The organism is Massilia yuzhufengensis (assembly GCF_900112225.1).
Classification (GTDB): domain Bacteria; phylum Pseudomonadota; class Gammaproteobacteria; order Burkholderiales; family Burkholderiaceae_D; genus Telluria; species Telluria yuzhufengensis.
In genome coordinates this window covers 52413-70141 of sequence record NZ_FOLD01000027.1, presented here as the reverse complement: position 1 = coordinate 70141, position 17729 = coordinate 52413, and the positions used below count along the sequence as shown (strand labels likewise).

Sequence of the window (17729 nt, the reverse complement as noted above, 5' to 3'; positions counted from 1 at the left end):
CAATAACCTGGCAAAAGTGACCCAACTTGGTCAGCTGGCGATAGATCACGTACCCGCAGCAACCTGCCTCGTAGCACACGGACAGCTTTGCACCGCCTTTGGCCAACTGCGCCATCAGCTTCGCTATCGCGACCGGCGTGTTCGTGATCTCTCCATAGAAACGAGGCTCACCACCAGCGCTATCCGCAATTGACACCGCGATCGTCGCCTTATGGACATCCAAGCCAACATATTTGCTAAACTCGTTCATGACCTACCTCCTCAATTGCGGCTCTGCGCCGAAAGGTTCACCAACCCTCAGCGTAACCCGCGCTTGTTGAGGTTGGTAGGTCAATACATTCTGTCTACGACAAGCGATTCGTCCCCGTCACGCCGCAGGCAAACTCATCTCCACCAGCCGCACCCAATAACTCGCCCCAATCGGCAGCAAATTGTCATTGAAGTCATAACTCGTGTTATGCAATTGGCACGGCCCCAGCCCGTGCCCGCCGGCCCGGTGCGCGCCTTCGCCATTGCCGATGAACACATAGCACCCCGGCTTTTCCTGCAGCATGAACGCGAAGTCTTCCGCGCCCATGGTCGGCTCGACATTCGTATCCACCCGCTGCGCCCCCACCACCGCCCGCATCGCCTCGACCGCGAAAGCGGTCTGCTGGGGATGGTTGATCAGCGGCGGGTAATTGCGCTTGAAATGAAAATCGACCGAGGCATTGAAGGCCGCCGCCACGCCGGTGGCCATTTCTTCCATGCGGCGCTGGATCAGGTCCAGCACCGCGGTCGAGAAGGTGCGCACCGTCCCGACCAGCTCGGCTTCATCGGGAATGACGTTGGTCGCGCTGCCGGCATGGATTTGCGTAATCGACAGCACCGCCGACTCCAGCGGATTCTTTTCGCGCGACACGATGGTCTGCCAGGCCTGCGCGACCTGCACCGCCACCATCACCGGATCGATGCCACGGTGGGGTTGCGCCGCGTGGCAGCCCTTGCCGCGCACGACCACGCGGAACTCGTTACTGGAGGCCATCATCGGCCCCGGCACGACGCCGAAGTGACCCTCAGGGATGCCCGGCCAGTTGTGCATCCCGTACACCGCCTCCATCGGGAACTGCTCGAACAGGCCGTCCTGCATCATGCGGCGCGCGCCGCCGCCGCCTTCTTCGGCCGGCTGGAAGATCAGGTAGACGGTGCCGTCGAAGTTGCGGTGCTGCGCCAGGTAGTGGGCGGCGCCGAGCAGCATGGCGGTGTGGCCGTCATGGCCGCACGCATGCATCTTGCCCGGATGGCGCGAGGCATGGGCGAAGGCATTGGTTTCCTGCATCGGCAGCGCGTCCATGTCGGCGCGCAGGCCAATGGCGCGGTTCGAGGTGCCGTTCTTGATGATGCCGACAACCCCGGTCACGCCCAGGCCGCGCACGATGGGGATGCCCCATTCTTCGAGGCGCGCCGCCACCACGTCGGCGGTGCGCACTTCTTCGTAGCACAGCTCCGGGTGCGCATGCAGGTCGCGCCGGATCTCTTGCAGTTGAGGTTGAAAGGCAAGGAGTGGTTCCACGAGCTTCATCTGTCTCTCCGTATTTGTCATGCTTGCATTGCACGTCTTGAATCATTGTAGCCTGCCTCAAACAATGGATGAAAGAGGGGGGCGCAGGGAGCCCGGTAATCGTATAAAGTATTGGTTTCACGAAGCATTCCTGCCCGCTCCCACGCCCCATGCCAGTCACACAAGTCCGCGCCGCCTGTCCCCACGATTGCCCCGATACCTGCGCCATCCTCGTCACCGTCGACAACGGCGTGGCGACGGAAGTGAAGGGCGATCCGGAGCATCCGACGACCGCGGGCGTGCTCTGCACCAAGGTGGCGCGCTATGTGGAACGCACCTACCACCCTGACCGCGTGCTGTACCCGATGCGCCGCGTCGGCCGCAAGGGCGAAGGAAAATTCGAACGCATCGGCTGGGACGAAGCGATTGGCGAAATCGCCACGCGCCTGGGCGCCATCGCCGCGCGCGACCCCGAAGCCATCCTTCCCTACAGCTATGCCGGCACCATGGGACTGGTGCAGGGCGACTCGATGTCTTTGCGCTTCTTTAACAAACTGGGCGCCTCCCTGCTGGACCGTACCATCTGCGCCACAGCCGGCGCCACCGGCTACAAGTACACCATCGGCGCCTCGATGGGCACCGACATCGAACAGTTCCAGGATGCGAAACTGATCCTCATCTGGGGCGGCAACCCGATCGCCTCCAACCTGCATTTCTGGATGCGCGTGCAGGAAGCCAAGCGCCGCGGCGCGACGCTGGTCGCGATCGATCCCTACCGCTCGCTGACGGCCGAGAAGTGTCACCAGCACATTGCCCTGCTGCCCGGTACGGACGCCGCGCTGGCGCTGGGCATGATGCACGTGCTCATTGCAGAAGACCTGATCGACCAGGATTACGTGGCGCGCTACACGCTCGGTTACGACGAACTGAAGGCCCGCGCCCTGGAATGGACGCCGCAGCGCACCGCCGAGACCTGCGGCATCACTGCGGCCGAAGTCGTCGATCTGGCGCGCCTGTACGGCCAGGCCGCAAGGCGCGGCGAAGGCGTGGCGATCCGCATGAACTATGGCCTGCAGCGCGTGCGCGGGGGCGGCATGGCCGTGCGCAACATCGCCTGCCTGCCGGCGCTGGTGGGCGCCTGGCGCCACAAGGCCGGCGGCGTGCAGCTGTCGACCTCGGGCTCCTTCCCGGCCAACCGCCCGGCGCTGCAGCGCCCCGACCTCTTGGGCGGCCGCACCCCGCGCACCATCAACATGACCACCATCGGCGACGACCTTTTACAAGACGCCTCGCCCGAGTTCGGACCGAAGATCGAAGCGGTCATCGTCTACAACGCCAACCCGCTGGCGATCGCGCCCGAGTCAAGCAAGGTACAACAAGGCTTCGAGCGCGACGACCTGTTCACGGTGGTGCTCGAGCATTTTTATACCGACAGCGCCGACTACGCCGACATCGTCCTGCCGGCCACCACCCAGCTCGAACACGTCGACGCCCACCTGGCCTACGGCCACCTGTACATGATGGCGAATAACGCCGCCATTGCACCGGTAGGCGAAGCCAAGCCGAACACCGAATTCTTCCGCCTGCTGGCCGCGCGCATGGGCTTCGACGACCCCTGCTTCAGCGAGACCGACGACCAGCTGGCCGCGCAAGCCTTCGACAAGAAGCACGAGCGCGCGATCCACTTCGACTGGGAGTCGCTGAAACAAAAGGGCTGGCAGAAGCTGAACATGCCGGACGCACCGTTTGCCGAAGGCGGCTTCCCGACCCCGTCGGGCAAGTGCGAATTCTATTCCAGCAGCATGGCGCGCGACGGGCTCGACCCGCTGCCCACCTATATCCCGCCGTATGAGTCGGCCGCCTCCAACCCGGAGCTGGCACGCAAGTATCCGCTGGCGATGATCTCGCCGCCGGCCCGCAATTTCCTGAACTCGACGTTCGTGAACGTGCAGAGTTTGCGCGCAACCGAGGGCGAGCCGCACCTCGACATCCACCCCAACGACGCCGCCCGCCGCGGCATCGCGCACGGTGAGATGGCCCGCATTTTTAACGACCGCGGCTCATTCGTCGCCCGTGCACGCGTTACCGACAAGGCGCGCGAAGGGCTGGTGGTGGGCTTGTCGATCTGGTGGAAGAAACTCGCCAGCGACGGCAAGAACGCCAATGAAGTCACCAGCCAGCGATTGACCGACATGGGCCGGGCGCCCACCTTCTACGACACCCTGGTGCAGGTTGAAAAAGCCGCGCCTTCAACGCGAGATGAAACCCTCTAGACTTTCCCTGGCCTTCAAGCCATTCATGGCGGCCGCAGCTGCCGCCCTGATGTTGTCAAGCTGCTCATCCCTCTCCTACTACTCCCAGGCCGCCCAGGGCCAGCTCGAACTGCTGACGGATTCCCGTCCGATCGATGACTGGCTGGCCGACCCCGCCACCAACGCCAAGCTGCGCCACCGCCTGGAAGCTGCGCGCCAGATCCGGCGCTACGCGATCCAGGAACTCAAGCTCCCCGACAACGGCAGCTACACCAACTTCACCAACATCCAGCGCCCCTACGTGCTGTGGAACGTGGTGGCCACGCCCGAACTGTCGCTGAAACCGATGCAGTGGTGCTTCCCGGTGGCCGGCTGCGTGAACTACCGCGGCTACTACAGCAAGGGCGAAGCCCAGGCCTATGCGAAGGAACTGCGCCGCCAGGGCCACGACGTCGAAGTGGGCGGCGTGAGCGCCTATTCCACGCTGGGCTGGTTCAGCGACCCGCTGATCTCCACCTTCATCAACTACCCGGACGCTGAGCTGGCGCGCCTGATCTTCCACGAACTGGCGCACCAGGTGGTGTACGTGCCGGGCGACTCGAAGTTCAACGAGTCCTTCGCCAGCGCGGTGGAAGCGGCCGGGGTCGAAGGCTGGCTGGAGCGCTTCGGCAACCCGATGATGGTGGACGCGTTCGAGCGCTACAGCGTGCGCAAGAAGGACTTCATGGCGCTGCTGGTGCGCTACCGCGGCGAACTGGAAAAGACCTATGCGAGCGGCCTGGGCAAGGAAGACAAGCGCGCGACCAAGGCGCGCCTGTTCCTGGCGCTGAAGGACGACTACCAGGTGCTGAAGGCGAACTGGGGCGGCTATGCCGGCTACGACCGCTTCTTCGCCGAGCCGCTGTCGAACGCCCACCTGGCCTCGATCGCCACCTACAACGACTTCGTGCCCGCCTTCCGCGCGCTGCTGCGCAAGGAGCGGTCCTGGCCCGCCTTCTACAAGTCGGTCAACCAGCTGGCCAAGCTGGACAAGTCGGAGCGCCATCGCGTGCTCAGGAGCCTGGCCGCTCCCGCGCCGACGGCCCCGCTGGTGGTGCAACGCACCATGGGTGCGGGCAAGATAGAGGACGGGTTCCAAAAGCCCTAAAAGAGCTTGCGCGCATGGTCGCTGCCCGATAGCATCACATCAGGCGATAGCAAAGGCGCAAGCTTCGCGTGGGTACGCAGAAGGCATAGACCTTCGTCCCGCCGCGGCCGCTCGGACCACAACGATAACTATTTCGAGACAGAGGGCATCCGATGGAAAAAAATTGGCTGAAGTCGTACCCACCGAACGTACCGGGAGAGATCAATCCGGACCAGTACCCATCGCTGGTGCACATGCTGGAAGAATCCTTCAGCAAGTACGCCGCCCGCAACGCCTACGTCTGCATGGACAAGTTCCTGACCTACGGCGAGCTCGACGCGTACTCGAAGAAGCTGGCCGCCTGGCTGCAGAGCCGCGGCATGGAGCGCGGCGCGCGCGTGGCGATCATGATGCCAAACGTGCTGCAGTATCCGGTCGCGATCGCGGCCGTGCTGCGCGCCGGCTTCACGGTGGTCAACGTGAACCCGCTGTACACCCCGCGCGAGCTGGAGCACCAGATTAAGGACTCGGGCAGCGAAGCGATCATCGTGCTCGAGAACTTCGCGCACACCGTGCAGCAGGTGATGGGCAAGACCCCGCTCAAGCACGTGGTGGTGGCGAGCATGGGCGAGATGCTGGGCGGCGCCAAGGGCATGCTGGTCAATTTCGTGGTCCGCAACGTCAAGAAGATGGTGCCGGAATACTCGCTGCCGAACATGGTGCGCTTCAAGGAAACCCTGGCGCAGGGCGCGAAGATGCCGTTCTCGAAGGTGGAGCCCACCTCCTCGGACGTCGCCTTCCTGCAGTACACCGGCGGCACCACCGGCGTGTCGAAAGGCGCCACGCTCACCCACCGCAACGTGATCGCCAACGTGCTGCAGACCGAAGCCTGGTCCAAGCCGGCGATGGGCGAAGCGAGCAGCAGCGAGCAGACCGTGATCGTGTGCGCACTGCCGCTGTACCACATCTTCGCGCTGACGGCCTGCGCCATGTGGGGCATGCGCACCGGCGCGCTGAACATCCTGATCGTGAACCCGCGCGACATCCCGGGCTTCATCAAGGAGCTGGGCAAGTACAAGATCAACATGCTGCCGGCGGTGAACACGCTGTACAACGCGCTGGTCAACCACCCGGATATCGGCAGCGTCGATTTCTCGGGCCTGAAGATCGCCAACGGCGGCGGCATGGCGGTGCAGAAGGCCGTCAACGACAAGTGGAAGCAGGTCACCGGCACCAGCATCATCGAAGGCTACGGCCTGTCGGAGACGTCCCCGGTGGCCACCTGCAACCGCGCCGACGTCAAGGAATTCACCGGCACCATCGGCCTGCCGATCCCGTCTACGGATATCGCGATCCTGGACGATGAAGGTAAACCGATGGCCATCGGCGAAATCGGCGAGATCGCCATCCGCGGCCCGCAGGTCATGGCGGGCTACTGGAACCGTCCGGACGAAACGGCCAAGGTCATGACGCCGGACGGCTTCTTCAAGTCGGGCGACGTCGGCATCATGGACGAAAACGGCTACGTCAAGATCGTCGACCGCAAGAAGGACATGATCCTGGTCTCGGGTTTCAACGTCTACCCGAACGAACTCGAAGGCGTGATCGCCGGCCACCCGGGCGTGCTCGAATGCGCGGTCATCGGCGTGCCGGACGAGCATTCCGGCGAAGCGGTGAAGGTCTTCGTGGTCAAGAAAGACCCGAACCTGAGCGCCGAGCAGCTGATGGACTACTGCAAGCAGCAGTTCACCGGCTACAAGAAACCGAAGTACATCGAGTTCCGCGACGAGCTGCCGAAGACCAACGTCGGCAAGATCCTGCGGCGCGCGCTGAGGGACGAGAAGCAGCCGGAAACCGCGGCGCACTAGGTAGCACAGCGGCCGGCGCCTTGCGCCGGCTGGCAGAAGCCGCCCGTGTCCCGGGCGGCTTCGCATTTTATGCAGGCCGTGCGCCCCTTTGCGGTGCGCGGCACAACAGTTCAGATAACAGAAGGTGAGGCACGGATGGACAAGTTTTGGCTCAAGTCGTATGAGGAAGGCGTACCTGCGGAGATCGACCCGACCCAGTACCGTTCCCTGACGCACCTGCTGGAGGAGGCGTTCCGCAAGTACGCCGACCGCAAGGCCTATGCGTGCATGGGCAAGTCCCTCACTTTCGCCGAACTGGATCGCCTGTCGAACCGCATGGCGGCCTGGCTGCAGGGCCGCGGCCTGAAGCCCGGCGCGCGCGTGGCCATCATGCTGCCGAACGTGCTGCAGTACCCGGTGGCGATGGCCGCCGTGCTGCGCGCCGGCTACGTGATCGTCAACGTCAACCCGCTCTACACGCCGCGCGAGCTGCAGCACCAGCTCAAGGATTCGGGCGCCGAAGCCATCGTGGTGCTGGAGAATTTCGCGCACACGCTGGAACAGGTGATCGGTAACACGGCGGTCGAGCACGTGGTGGTGGCCACCATGGGCGACCTGCTCGGTGGCCTGAAGGGCACCATCGTCAACCTGGTGGTGCGCAAGATGAAGAAGATGGTGCCGGCCTATTCGCTGCCGGGCGCGATCGGCTTCAAGCGCATGCTGGCCGACAGCGCCAGCGCCACGCTCAAGCCGGTCACCATCGGTCACGACGACGTCGCCTTCCTGCAGTACACCGGCGGCACCACGGGGGTGTCGAAAGGCGCGGTCCTGCTGCACAAGCATGTGATCGCCAACGTGCTGCAGAACGAAGCCTGGTTCGCGCCGACGCTCGGTAAGATCAAACCGGGCGAGCAGGCGCAGTTCGTGTGCGCGCTGCCGCTGTACCACATCTATGCGCTGACCGTGTGCGCGCTGCTGGGCCTGCGCGTGGGCGGTATGAACCTGCTGATCCCGAACCCGCGCGACATCGCCGGCTTCATCAAGGAACTGAAGGACTACCGCATCAACATCTTCCCGGCCGTGAACACGCTGTACAACGGCCTGGTGAACAACCCCGAATTCGCCAAGCTCGATTTCTCGGGCTATATGGTGTGCCCTGGCGGCGGCATGGCCGTGCAAAAAGCCGTGGCCGACAAGTGGCTGGCGATCACCGGCACCCCGATCGTGGAAGGCTACGGCTTGTCCGAGACCTCGCCCGTGGTGGCGGCCAACCGCTGCGACATTACCGGGTTCACCGGCACCATCGGCCTGCCGCTGCCATCGACCGAACTGCGCATCCTGGACGACGCCGGCAACGAGTGCCCGTTCGGCACCGCCGGCGAGATCGCCGTGCGCGGCCCGCAGGTGATGGCCGGCTACTGGCAGCGCGACGACGAAACCGCCAAGGTCATGACCCCGGACGGCTTCTTCAAGACCGGCGACATCGGCATCATGAACGAAGAGGGCTATACCCGCATCGTCGACCGCAAGAAGGACATGATCCTGGTGTCGGGCTTCAATGTGTACCCGAACGAGATCGAAGGCGTGGTCGCGGCCATGCCGGGCGTGCTGGAAGTGGCCTGCGTGGGCGTGCCGGACAAGAACTCGGGCGAGGCGGTGAAGCTGTATATCGTGAAGAAGGATGCTTCCCTGACCAGCGAGGACGTGATCGCCTACTGCAAGGAGCAGTTCACGGGCTACAAGCGGCCCAAGTACGTCGAGTTCCGCGAGACGCTGCCGAAGACGAATGTCGGCAAGATCCTGCGGCGCGAGCTGCGCGACGAGAAGGCGTCGGCATGAAGACGTCCACCAAGGCCCGTGACTTGGGGCTGATGGCGCTGGCATCCGCGGTCGGTGTGTTCATCGGGCTGGGGATCGCCGAGGTGCTGTTGGCGCTCCTGGCGCAGGCCGGGTATGCGCCAGGCGCCGGCGAGACGCCGTGGCTGCGGATTATCGTGCTGGCGCTGTGCGTGGGGACGGTGCAGCGGGTTGCGATGCGGCGCTTTGGGATCAAGATGTAAGCTAACGGCGTTTGTGCAACTTGGGTTCCCGCGCAGGCGGGAACCCAAGTTGGCCGCCCCGCGTCAACCCAACCGCTCCGCGCCAGCGACCCCCTCGCGCACCCGAAACGCCGCCACCTCCGCTATCCCCGACTTCGCGCTGTGCACATCCTCCAGCCCCATGCAGTGCGTCAGCACCTCCTTTGGCCGGATCTCCAGCAACATATACCCCCGCTTGTCGCTGCGCCCATACAGCATGTGCGGATTCTTCCCCACATGCTCCAGCGTTTTCTCCTGCGAGCGTGAGCTTGATGTCACCGACGTCCCCACGAACTCCGTCGCCACCACCGGATTCTGCTTCGATACCGGCCGTGAAAAATCCGGCCGCAGCGAGGTGGTATAAAAGCCGTGCACGTCCCCGCCCAGCACCAGCGGGTTGTGCGCCCCCTGCCGCACGATGCTGTCCAGCAGCCGCTTGCGCGCCGCCGGATACCCATCCCAGCCATCGGTCCAGAAGCGCCCGTCGTCGGGCTTGATGATCGGCACGCTGCTCGACTGCGCCATCAGTGTCTGCTGCGCCAGGATGTTCCAGGTCGCGCGCGAGGTGGCCAGGCCTGCCTCCAGCCATGCTTCCTGCTCCCCTCCCAGCATGGTACGGCGCGGATCGCGCAGCGCTTCGCAGGCGCGCGCGAACACCGCATTGGAGCCGCCGCGCGTGCTTGATTTGGCGCAGGCCTGGGGCGAGCGGTACTGGCGGTCGTCGAGCACGTGGAAGCGCGCCAGCCGTCCCCAGTCGTAGCGCTGGAACAGCGGGACCGAGGCGAAGCCGTCGCGCCGCACGGAGGGCAGGCGCAGCGGCATGTGTTCATAGAAGGCCTGGTAGGCCGCGGCGCGGCGCGTGGCGAAATCGGCGGCCAGGCGTTCGTCGCGCAGGCCGCTGTAGTCGTTGCCCACCTCGTGGTCGTCCCAGGTCACGATCCAGGGCGCCGCGTGGTGCGCCGCCTGCAGGTCGGGGTCGCTCTTGTACTGGGCGTAGCGCTTGCGGTAATCAAGCAGCGTGAACGATTCATCGGTGCGCACCGCGCGCGCCGGGTGGCGCAGCTGGTAGGGGCCCCACTCGTAGATGTAGTCGCCGAGGAAGGCGACCAGGTCGGGTGCGGCGTTGGCGATGTGGAGGTGCGCGGCGTAGCTGCCGAACTCCCAGTGCTGGCAGGAGGCGACCGCCAGTTTCAGCTGGCCCGGCATCTCGTCGCGCGCCGGCGCCGTGCGCGTGCGGCCGACGGGGCTGGCGGCGTCGCCCAGCATGAAACGGTACCAGTACCAGCGGCCGGGCGCCAGGCCCTTCACGTCCACGTGGACGCTGTGGGCCAGCTCCGGTACGGCCGGCGCCGCGCCTTTCGCGACGATGTTGCGGAAGGCTTCGTCGCTGGCGACTTCCCAGCGCACGCTCATCGCGACCGGCGGCGTGGATTCGGCCTTGAGCGGGTCGCTCAGGATGCGCGTCCACAGGATGACCGAATCGGGCAAGGGCGAACCCGAGGCGACGCCGAGGCTGAACGGGTAGGGGCCCCTGGACGAGGACGCGCAGGCCGCCAGCGAGACGCTCGACAAGGCGGCCGACAGCCGCGCCGCATCGAGCAGGAACAGCCGGCGCGGGGGCAGCATGCGGCTAGCCTTGGGAGATCAGCGAATCCAGTGGCGGCAGCTGGCGCGGCTTGCGGTCCGGGCCGGTGGCGACGTAGGTCAGCTGGGCTTCGGTGACTTTCACGACATCGGCCTGCAGGCGGTTGCGCTCGGCGTAGACTTCGACGCACACGGTGATCGAGGTATTGCCGACCTTGACGATGTTGGCGTAGAAGGACAGCAGGTCGCCCACGAAGACCGGCTGCTTGAAGACGAAGGAATTGACGGCGATGGTGGCTACGCGGCCGTTCGCGCGGCGGGTGGCCGGCAGCGAACCGGCGACGTCGACCTGTGCCATGATCCAGCCGCCGAACACGTCGCCGTACACGTTGGCGTCGGACGGCGCAGGCATCACGCGCAGTTCCGGCATCTTGCCTTCTGGCAGACGCGTGTGGGTGACGGACGGGGTGTTTTGTGGCGTGGTCATCTTGTTTTTCCGGTAAAAGCTACAATCGTCACGAATTGAACCATAAATCCCGAAGCCCTGCCATGCGACGCACTCCCGCCAGCTCTGTTCCCCTGCCGCCCGATTCCAAGGGCGTGCCCCGCAACGACTGGGCGACGCTGCGCACCCTGTTCCCCTACCTGTGGGTCTACAAGTGGCGCGTACTGGCCGCCCTCGGCGCGCTGATCGGCGCCAAGATGGCCAACGTCGGCGTGCCGCTGGTGCTCAAGCAGCTCATCGACCAGCTGGCCATCGACCCGGCCAATCCCAAGGCGCTGCTGGTGCTGCCGCTCGGCGCGCTGGTCGCCTACGGCCTGCTGCGCCTGTCCACCACGCTGTTCACCGAGCTGCGCGAGTTCCTGTTCGCGCGCGTGACCCAGCGCGCGGTGCGCACCATCGCGCTGAAAGTGTTCCGCCACCTGCATGCGCTGTCGCTGCGCTTCCACCTGAACCGGCAAACCGGCGGCATGACGCGCGATATCGAACGCGGCACGCGCGGCGTGAATTCGCTGATCTCGTATTCGCTCTTCAACGTGCTCCCGACCCTGGTCGAGATCACCCTGGTGCTGGGCTACCTGGTGCTCAACTACGACATCTGGTTCACCATCATCACGGCGGTGGCGCTGGCGAGCTATATCGCCTTCACGGTCATCGTGACCGAGTGGCGCACCCACTTCCGCCGCACCATGAACGACCTCGATTCCAAGGCCAATACCAAGGCCATCGATTCGCTCATCAACTACGAGACGGTGAAATACTTCGGCAACGAAGACTACGAAGCCAGGCGCTACGACCAGGGCCTGCAGAGCTACGAGAACGCGGCCGTGCGCTCGCAGACCTCGCTGTCCTTCCTCAACACCGGCCAGTCGCTGATCATCGCTACCGCCGTCACGCTGATCCTGTGGCGCGCCACCGAAGGCGTGATCGCCGGCACCATGACCCTGGGCGACCTGGTGCTGGTCAACTCCTTCATGATCCAGCTGTACATCCCGCTGAATTTTTTGGGCGTGATCTACCGCGAGATCAAGCAGAGCCTGGCCGACATGGAACGCCTGTTCTCGCTGCTCGACCAGAACCGCGAAGTGGCCGACAGCGCGGGCGCGCAGCCTTTGGTCACGCATGGCGCCCAGGTCGAGTTCTCGCACGTGGAATTCAGCTACGAGACCAAGCGCCAGATCCTGTTCGATGTCGACTTCACGATTCCGGCCGGGACCACGACGGCGGTGGTGGGGCATAGCGGTTCGGGCAAGTCGACCTTGTCGCGGCTGCTGTTCCGCTTCTACGACGTGAACGGCGGCGGCATCCGCATCGACGGCCAGGACCTGCGCCACATCACCCAGCAGTCGCTGCGCGCCGCGATCGGCATCGTGCCGCAGGATACGGTGCTGTTCAACGACAGCATCGAATACAACATCGCCTACGGCAAGCCAGGGGCCTCGCACGAGGACATCATGGCGGCGGCAAGGGCGGCGTCGATCCACGATTTCATCGAGAGCCTGCCGGATGGGTACAAGACCATGGTGGGGGAGCGCGGGCTGAAGCTGTCCGGGGGCGAGAAGCAGCGGGTGGCGATTGCGCGCACCTTATTGAAAGACCCGGCGATCCTGATTTTCGACGAGGCGACATCGGCGCTGGATTCGAAAGCCGAACAGGTGATCCAGGCGCAGCTGAAGGAGATCGCCAAGGACCGCACCACCCTGGTCATTGCGCACCGGCTGTCGACGATCGCGGATGCGCAGCAGATCATCGTGCTGGATCATGGGCGGATCGTGGAGCGGGGAACGCACCAGTCACTGCTTGCGGCGCGGGGCTTGTACCAGCAGATGTGGGAAAGACAGCTGGCGCGGCCGGATGAGGAGCTGGCGTCGCCGCCGCTGGAGTTGGCGAAGTAGTGGCCACTGCGGTCGGGGCGCAATCCGTGACTTCGCTATCACCGCTACGCTAAAAACCGTCGTACGCGCCACTGGCGCCTACGACTACCGGCGAAGGCCGGTACCCAAGTTGCGTGCGTGCCGGTACAGCCTGCGTTAACACTGCGCTACGGAATTGGGTCCCGGCCTGCGCCGGGAGGACGGTTCTGGGGACAATGACTTCGGTGGATCAGTAGGTATAAAACATCCGCTGGATGTCCTTCGTATCGCTGGTCTTGGTCAACGCCAGCATCAACAAGATCCGTGCCTTCTGCGGGCTCAGTGTATCCGACACGACAAAATCCAGCTGGTCGTCATTCGCCTCGCCATTGCGCGCCACGATGCCCTGGCCGACGCGCGCCGAGCGTACGATGACAACACCCTTCTCACGCGCTGCCACCAGTGCCGGCTTGGTCTTGGCAGGCAGGCTGCCATTGCCCACGCCCGCGTGCACCAGCCCCTTGGCGCCGGCCGCCACCAGCGCCTTCACCGCGACATCGCCCACGTTCGCATACGCATACGCCACGTCCACCTGCGGCAGCACGTCCAGCTTCGATACGTCGAATTCGGTCTCCACCGTATGCTTGCGCGTCACGTCGCGGTAGAAGAAGGGCTTGCCGCCCTGGAGGTAGCCGACCATGCCCAGCTCCGCCGTGCGGAAGGTGTCAGCGGTGGTCGTGTTGGACTTGGTGACGTCGCGCGCGGCGTGGATCTGGTCGTTCATCGCCACCAGCACGCCGCGGCCGACGGCCGCCTGGCTGCCGGCCAGCTGCACCGCGTTGTACAGGTTGATCGGGCCGTCGGCCGACAGCGCCGTGGACGGGCGCATCGAGCCCACCACCACCACCGGCTTCCTGCTCTTGACGACCAGGTTCAGGAAGTAGGCGGTTTCTTCCAGCGTGTCGGTGCCGTGGGTGATCACGATGCCGTCGACATTGGGCTGGGACAGCAGCACGTTGACGCGCTTGGCGAGGGTCAGCCAGTGCTCGTTGCTCATGTTTTCGCTGGCGATCTGGAACACCTGTTCGCCACTGACGTTGGCCACCTTGGTAATTTCAGGCACGGCCTGGATCAGCGCCTGCACGCCCACCGTGGCGGCGGTGTAGCCGACGGTGGTGGTGCTGGTGGCGCCGGTGCCGGCGATGGTGCCGCCGGTGGCCAGGATGGTCACGTTCGGCAGTTTCACTGCCTGCGCCTGCACCGCGCCCGCGAGCGCGAACAGGAATACGAACAACGTGTGCTTGGATTTCTGGAACAGCATGGTCTTCTCCATTGGGTAAAACATTACGGCTTCTTGTAGACGACGCCTTCTTTCATCACGAACTTCACCTGCTCGAGCAGCTTCACGTCGCGCAGCGGGTCGCCTTCGACGGCGATGATGTCGGCAGCGAAGCCCGCTTCCACCGATCCGAGGCGTTTCGACTGGTCGAGCAGGTTCGCCGCATGCACGGTGGCCGCGCGGATCGCTTCCACCGGCGACATGCCCGCTTCCACCATGTAGCCGAACTCCTTGGCGTTTTCGCCGTGCGGGAACACGCCGGCGTCGGTGCCGAAGGCGATCTTCACCCCGGCCTTGTGGGCGCGCGCGAAGGTAGCCTGCAGCTGCGGGCCGATGGCGGCCGCTTTCGGCTGCACCAGCGCCGAGTAGTAGCCGTCGATCTTGGCCTTGTCGGCCACGTAGCGGCCGGCCGAGATGGTCGGCACGTACCAGTGGCCGGTCTTCTTGAACAGGGCGATGGTCTCGTCGTCCATCAGGGTGCCGTGCTCGATCGAGTCGACGCCGGCGCGCAGCGCGCGCTTCATGCCTTCGGCGCCGTGGGCGTGGGCCGCGACGCGGAAGCCGTAGTCCTTGGCGGTGTCGACGATGGCTTTCAGTTCGTCCTCGGTGTACTGCGAGTTGTGGCCGTTGGCGGCCTGGCTCAGCACGCCGCCGGTGGCGGTGATCTTGATCAGGTCCGCGCCTTCCTTGTAGCGTGCGCGCACGGCCTGGCGGCCCTGTTCGGGGCTGTCGATGACGCCTTGCTCCGGCCCCGGCGTGCCGATTTTCTCGCCCAGGAAATGCGACAGGTTATTGGTCGGGTCGGCGTGCCCGCCGGTGGTGGCGATCGATTTCCCGGCGGTGTACATGCGCGGGCCCGGCACGTCGCCTGCGGCAATGGCGCGCTTCAGGGACACGTTCAGGCCATCCTGGGCGCCGAGGTCGCGCACCGTGGTGAAGCCGGCCAGCAGGGTGCGCTGGGCGTACTTGATGGAGCGGTAGGCCAGGTCGGAGGTATCGGCGGTGAGGCGGTCGCGGTAGGAGTCCACCACCGGCTGGGTTTCGCCGGTCAGGTGCACGTGCATGTCGATCAGGCCGGGCAGGCAGGCGTGGCGCGACAGGTCGATGTTGCCGGGCGCCTGCGTCATCGGGCCCACCGATTTCACGACGCCGTTCTCGACGACGATGCTGACGCGCTCGCGCCAGGCGCCGCTTTTCACGTCCAGCAGGCGGCCGCAGTCGACGGTCTGGGTGGCGGCGTGGGCGCCGGTCATGGCAAGCATCAGTCCCGCTGCATACAGCTGTTTCATGTCTGTCTCCTGTTATCGTTATTGTGAAAAAGGCCTTCCATCGCTGGAAGGCCTTCGGTTTTCAATCTGCTGGCGTCAGCGCAGCGGCGCCACGGTGACATCCTTCACCGGCTCCCCGAGCTCGCCCTCCCACTTGGCGACCACCGCGGTGGCGATGCCGTTGCCGATGACGTTGGTGGCCGAGCGGGCCATGTCGAGGAAGTGGTCGATGCCCAGCAGGAGCAGCAGGCCCGCTTCCGGGATGTTGAACTGGGCCAGGGTGGCGGCGATCACCACCAGCGAGGCGCGCGGCACGCCGGCCATGCCCTTGGAGGTCAGCATCAGCACCAGCATCATGGTCAGCTGGGTGGAGATGTCCAGCTCGATGCCATAGGCCTGTGCGATGAACACGGCCGCGAAGGTGCAGTACATCATCGAGCCGTCGAGGTTGAACGAGTAACCGATCGGCAGCACGAAGGCGGCCAGGCGGTTCTTGACGCCGAAGCGCTCCAGGCCTTCCAGGGTTTTCGGGAACGCCGCTTCCGACGAGGCGCAGGAGAAGGCCAGCAGGGTCGGTTCCTTCAGTTCGGAGATCAGGCGCAGCACGCGCGGGCCGAGGAAGGCCATCCCGATCAGGATCAGCACCACCCACAGCAGCACGATGCCGAGGTAGAACTCGGCCATGAAGATGCCGTAGGTCGACAGCACGCCCAGGCCGCTCTTGGCGATGATGCCGGCGACGGCTGCGAACACGGCGATCGGCGCGAAGTTCATCACGTAGCCGGTCAGCTTGAGCATGATGTGCGCGATGCCGTCGACCGCGTCGATCAGCGGGGTGGCGCGCGCGCCCACGGCTGCTGCCGCGGTGCCGAAGAAGATCGAGAACACGACGATCTGCAGGATTTCGTTCCTGGCCATGCCGTCGACGATCGAGGACGGCACCAGGTGGGTGATGAATTCCTTGAGCGTCAGGCCGGTGGTGACGATGCCGCTCGAGGTGCCGACCGGCGGCAGCGCGCCCGACAGGGCCATCGCGTCGCCCGGACGGAACAGGTTCACCAGGACCAGGCCGAGCGACAGCGAGATGATCGAGGCAATCACGAACCAGCCCAGCGCCTTGACGCCGATGCGGCCGACTTCCTTGGCGTCGCCCATCTTGGCAATGCCCACCACCAGGGTCGAGAACACCAGCGGCGCGATGATCATCTTGATCAGGCGGAGGAACAGGGTCGTGACGAGCGCCATGGCGTCGGCGAAGCCGGTCGGGTCCGCGAGATTGGCGTTCGCGAAGTAGCCGACGACGATCCCGAGGGCGAGGCCGATCAGGATATAAGTGGTCAGGCGGTTTCGATTATTCATAAAGCTTCCTGTCTCGTGGACCTGTGCAAAGCCGGCGACAAGGGGTTGCGCTGTCGCTGGTGGAATTATTGGGGCAAAATACCTGGCGTTGTGAAGGCGAACGGCCAGTTCGTTCTGTAGATTATGGCAAGTTCCGCAGTATCCTAGGCGCTGGAAATGCTGTCAAGCATGCTTACACAGACACAACAGCCCACGCAATAAGCCTTGTAAATAGGCGCACATACAGGCACCAGATGATCGAAATCGAGAATGTCAGCAAATGGTACGGCGCCTTCCAGGTGCTGCGCGAATGTAGCACGCAGGTGGCGCGCGGCGACGTCGTGGTGGTGTGCGGGCCCTCCGGCTCGGGCAAGTCGACCCTGATCAAGACCGTCAACGGGCTCGAACCCTTCCAGCAAGGCGTGGTGCGGGTCGACGGTATCTCGGTGGGCGACCCGAAGACCAAATTGCCGCAGCTGCGCGCCCGCATCGGCATGGTGTTCCAGAACTTCGAGCTGTTCCCGCACCTGTCGGTACGCGAAAACCTGACGCTGGCCCAGGTCAAGGTGCTCGGCCGCGGCAAGGACGAGGCGCTCGAGCGTGGCCTGAAGGTGCTCGACCGGGTCGGCCTGCTGGCGCACAAGGACAAGTTCCCGAGCCAGCTGTCGGGCGGCCAGCAGCAGCGCGTGGCAATCGCCCGCGCGCTGGCGATGGACCCGATGGCCATGCTGTTCGACGAACCGACGTCCGCGCTCGACCCCGAAATGATCGGCGAGGTGCTGGATGTAATGGTGGGACTGGCCCAGGAAGGCATGACCATGATGGTGGTCACCCACGAGATGGGTTTTGCGCGCAAGGTGGCCGATCGCATCGTCTTCATGGACCACGGCAGCATCGTCGAGGACAGCCCCAAGGACGAGTTCTTCGGCGCCCCGCGCTCGGAGCGGGCGCGCGAATTCCTGGCTCGTATTATTCATTAGACAATCCAGTCGCCGCGGAACC

Annotated in this window: 13 protein-coding genes and 1 pseudogene; 7 read left to right on the top strand and 7 right to left on the bottom strand. The window is 64.8% G+C overall.

The features are described from left to right. Nucleotides 1-250 (bottom strand): annotated as a pseudogene (locus tag BM031_RS19430) (IS110 family transposase); the annotation flags it as partial. Nucleotides 251-367: 117 nt separating this feature from the next. Continuing rightward, nucleotides 368-1561, bottom strand: coding sequence for a M20 aminoacylase family protein (locus BM031_RS19425; RefSeq protein ID WP_091876208.1), 1194 nt, complete (start codon nucleotides 1559-1561; stop codon nucleotides 368-370). Between the two features lie 149 nt (nucleotides 1562-1710). Between BM031_RS19425 and BM031_RS19420 the strand changes: the two genes are divergently transcribed. The 5 genes from BM031_RS19420 to BM031_RS19400 all read left to right on the top strand — a co-directional run bounded on the left by BM031_RS19420 (nucleotide 1711) and on the right by BM031_RS19400 (nucleotide 8825). Continuing rightward, nucleotides 1711-3813, top strand: a complete 2103-nt coding sequence (locus BM031_RS19420; RefSeq protein ID WP_091876207.1) for a molybdopterin-containing oxidoreductase family protein — start codon at nucleotides 1711-1713, stop codon at nucleotides 3811-3813. Nucleotides 3814-3838: 25 nt separating this feature from the next. Further along, complete coding sequence (locus BM031_RS19415; RefSeq protein ID WP_091876206.1) at nucleotides 3839-4939, top strand: aminopeptidase; 1101 nt, start codon at nucleotides 3839-3841, stop codon at nucleotides 4937-4939. Between the two features lie 152 nt (nucleotides 4940-5091). Then, complete coding sequence (locus BM031_RS19410) at nucleotides 5092-6786, top strand: long-chain-fatty-acid--CoA ligase (RefSeq protein ID WP_091876205.1); 1695 nt, start codon at nucleotides 5092-5094, stop codon at nucleotides 6784-6786. Nucleotides 6787-6921: 135 nt separating this feature from the next. Continuing rightward, complete coding sequence (locus BM031_RS19405; RefSeq protein ID WP_091876204.1) at nucleotides 6922-8604, top strand: long-chain-fatty-acid--CoA ligase; 1683 nt, start codon at nucleotides 6922-6924, stop codon at nucleotides 8602-8604. Further along, nucleotides 8601-8825: a hypothetical protein gene (locus BM031_RS19400; protein ID WP_091876203.1), complete on the top strand. Its 225-nt coding sequence runs from the start codon at nucleotides 8601-8603 to the stop codon at nucleotides 8823-8825. The genes BM031_RS19405 and BM031_RS19400 overlap by 4 nt, the downstream gene beginning before the upstream one ends. Nucleotides 8826-8888: 63 nt before the next feature. Here BM031_RS19400 and BM031_RS19395 read toward each other — a convergent pair whose 3' ends face one another. Together BM031_RS19395 and BM031_RS19390 are read right to left on the bottom strand one after the other, a co-directional pair. Further along, nucleotides 8889-10469, bottom strand: a complete 1581-nt coding sequence (locus BM031_RS19395; RefSeq protein WP_091876202.1) for an alkaline phosphatase D family protein — start codon at nucleotides 10467-10469, stop codon at nucleotides 8889-8891. Nucleotides 10470-10473: 4 nt separating this feature from the next. Continuing rightward, entirely contained in the window at nucleotides 10474-10914 is a 441-nt protein-coding gene (locus BM031_RS19390; RefSeq protein WP_091876201.1) for an acyl-CoA thioesterase, read from the bottom strand. Between the two features lie 62 nt (nucleotides 10915-10976). Between BM031_RS19390 and BM031_RS19385 the strand changes: the two genes are divergently transcribed. Continuing rightward, nucleotides 10977-12824 carry an ABCB family ABC transporter ATP-binding protein/permease gene (locus BM031_RS19385; protein ID WP_091876200.1) on the top strand — a complete coding sequence of 616 codons (1848 nt, stop codon included), beginning with the start codon at nucleotides 10977-10979 and terminating at the stop codon, nucleotides 12822-12824. A 208-nt stretch (nucleotides 12825-13032) separates the two neighbouring features. Here the strand turns inward: BM031_RS19385 and BM031_RS19380 are convergent, their stop codons facing one another. From BM031_RS19380 to BM031_RS19370, 3 genes are all read right to left on the bottom strand, one after another. After that, nucleotides 13033-14127 (bottom strand): type II asparaginase, encoded by a 1095-nt coding sequence (locus BM031_RS19380; protein ID WP_229409046.1) that lies wholly within the window; start codon nucleotides 14125-14127, stop codon nucleotides 13033-13035. Then, complete coding sequence (locus tag BM031_RS19375) at nucleotides 14127-15410, bottom strand: metal-dependent hydrolase family protein (RefSeq protein WP_091876199.1); 1284 nt, start codon at nucleotides 15408-15410, stop codon at nucleotides 14127-14129. Before BM031_RS19375 ends, BM031_RS19380 begins: the two co-directional genes overlap by 1 nt. 75 nt (nucleotides 15411-15485) lie before the next feature. Further along, nucleotides 15486-16748 carry a dicarboxylate/amino acid:cation symporter gene (locus tag BM031_RS19370; RefSeq protein ID WP_091876198.1) on the bottom strand — a complete coding sequence of 421 codons (1263 nt, stop codon included), beginning with the start codon at nucleotides 16746-16748 and terminating at the stop codon, nucleotides 15486-15488. Nucleotides 16749-16981: 233 nt separating this feature from the next. On the opposite strand from BM031_RS19370, the gene BM031_RS19365 reads away from it, so the two are divergent. After that, on the top strand, nucleotides 16982-17707 hold the full coding sequence (locus BM031_RS19365) for an amino acid ABC transporter ATP-binding protein (RefSeq protein WP_091876197.1): 726 nt from the start codon (nucleotides 16982-16984) through the stop codon (nucleotides 17705-17707). Nucleotides 17708-17729: the final 22 nt, after the last annotated feature.

Excerpts from the sequence above, each read along its gene's own strand:
- BM031_RS19385 (WP_091876200.1), top strand. The coding sequence starts at position 10,977 with ATGCGACGCACTCCCGCCAGCTCTGTTCCCCTGCCGCCCGATTCCAAG.
- BM031_RS19395 (WP_091876202.1), bottom strand. The coding sequence starts at position 10,469 with ATGCTGCCCCCGCGCCGGCTGTTCCTGCTCGATGCGGCGCGGCTGTCG.
- BM031_RS19415 (WP_091876206.1), top strand. The coding sequence starts at position 3,839 with ATGGCGGCCGCAGCTGCCGCCCTGATGTTGTCAAGCTGCTCATCCCTC.
- BM031_RS19365 (WP_091876197.1), top strand. The coding sequence starts at position 16,982 with ATGATCGAAATCGAGAATGTCAGCAAATGGTACGGCGCCTTCCAGGTG.
- BM031_RS19405 (WP_091876204.1), top strand. The coding sequence starts at position 6,922 with ATGGACAAGTTTTGGCTCAAGTCGTATGAGGAAGGCGTACCTGCGGAG.
- BM031_RS19400 (WP_091876203.1), top strand. The coding sequence starts at position 8,601 with ATGAAGACGTCCACCAAGGCCCGTGACTTGGGGCTGATGGCGCTGGCA.
- BM031_RS19425 (WP_091876208.1), bottom strand. The coding sequence starts at position 1,561 with ATGAAGCTCGTGGAACCACTCCTTGCCTTTCAACCTCAACTGCAAGAG.
- BM031_RS19410 (WP_091876205.1), top strand. The coding sequence starts at position 5,092 with ATGGAAAAAAATTGGCTGAAGTCGTACCCACCGAACGTACCGGGAGAG.
- BM031_RS19380 (WP_229409046.1), bottom strand. The coding sequence starts at position 14,127 with ATGTTTTACCCAATGGAGAAGACCATGCTGTTCCAGAAATCCAAGCAC.
- BM031_RS19420 (WP_091876207.1), top strand. The coding sequence starts at position 1,711 with ATGCCAGTCACACAAGTCCGCGCCGCCTGTCCCCACGATTGCCCCGAT.
- BM031_RS19370 (WP_091876198.1), bottom strand. The coding sequence starts at position 16,748 with ATGAATAATCGAAACCGCCTGACCACTTATATCCTGATCGGCCTCGCC.
- BM031_RS19390 (WP_091876201.1), bottom strand. The coding sequence starts at position 10,914 with ATGACCACGCCACAAAACACCCCGTCCGTCACCCACACGCGTCTGCCA.
- BM031_RS19375 (WP_091876199.1), bottom strand. The coding sequence starts at position 15,410 with ATGAAACAGCTGTATGCAGCGGGACTGATGCTTGCCATGACCGGCGCC.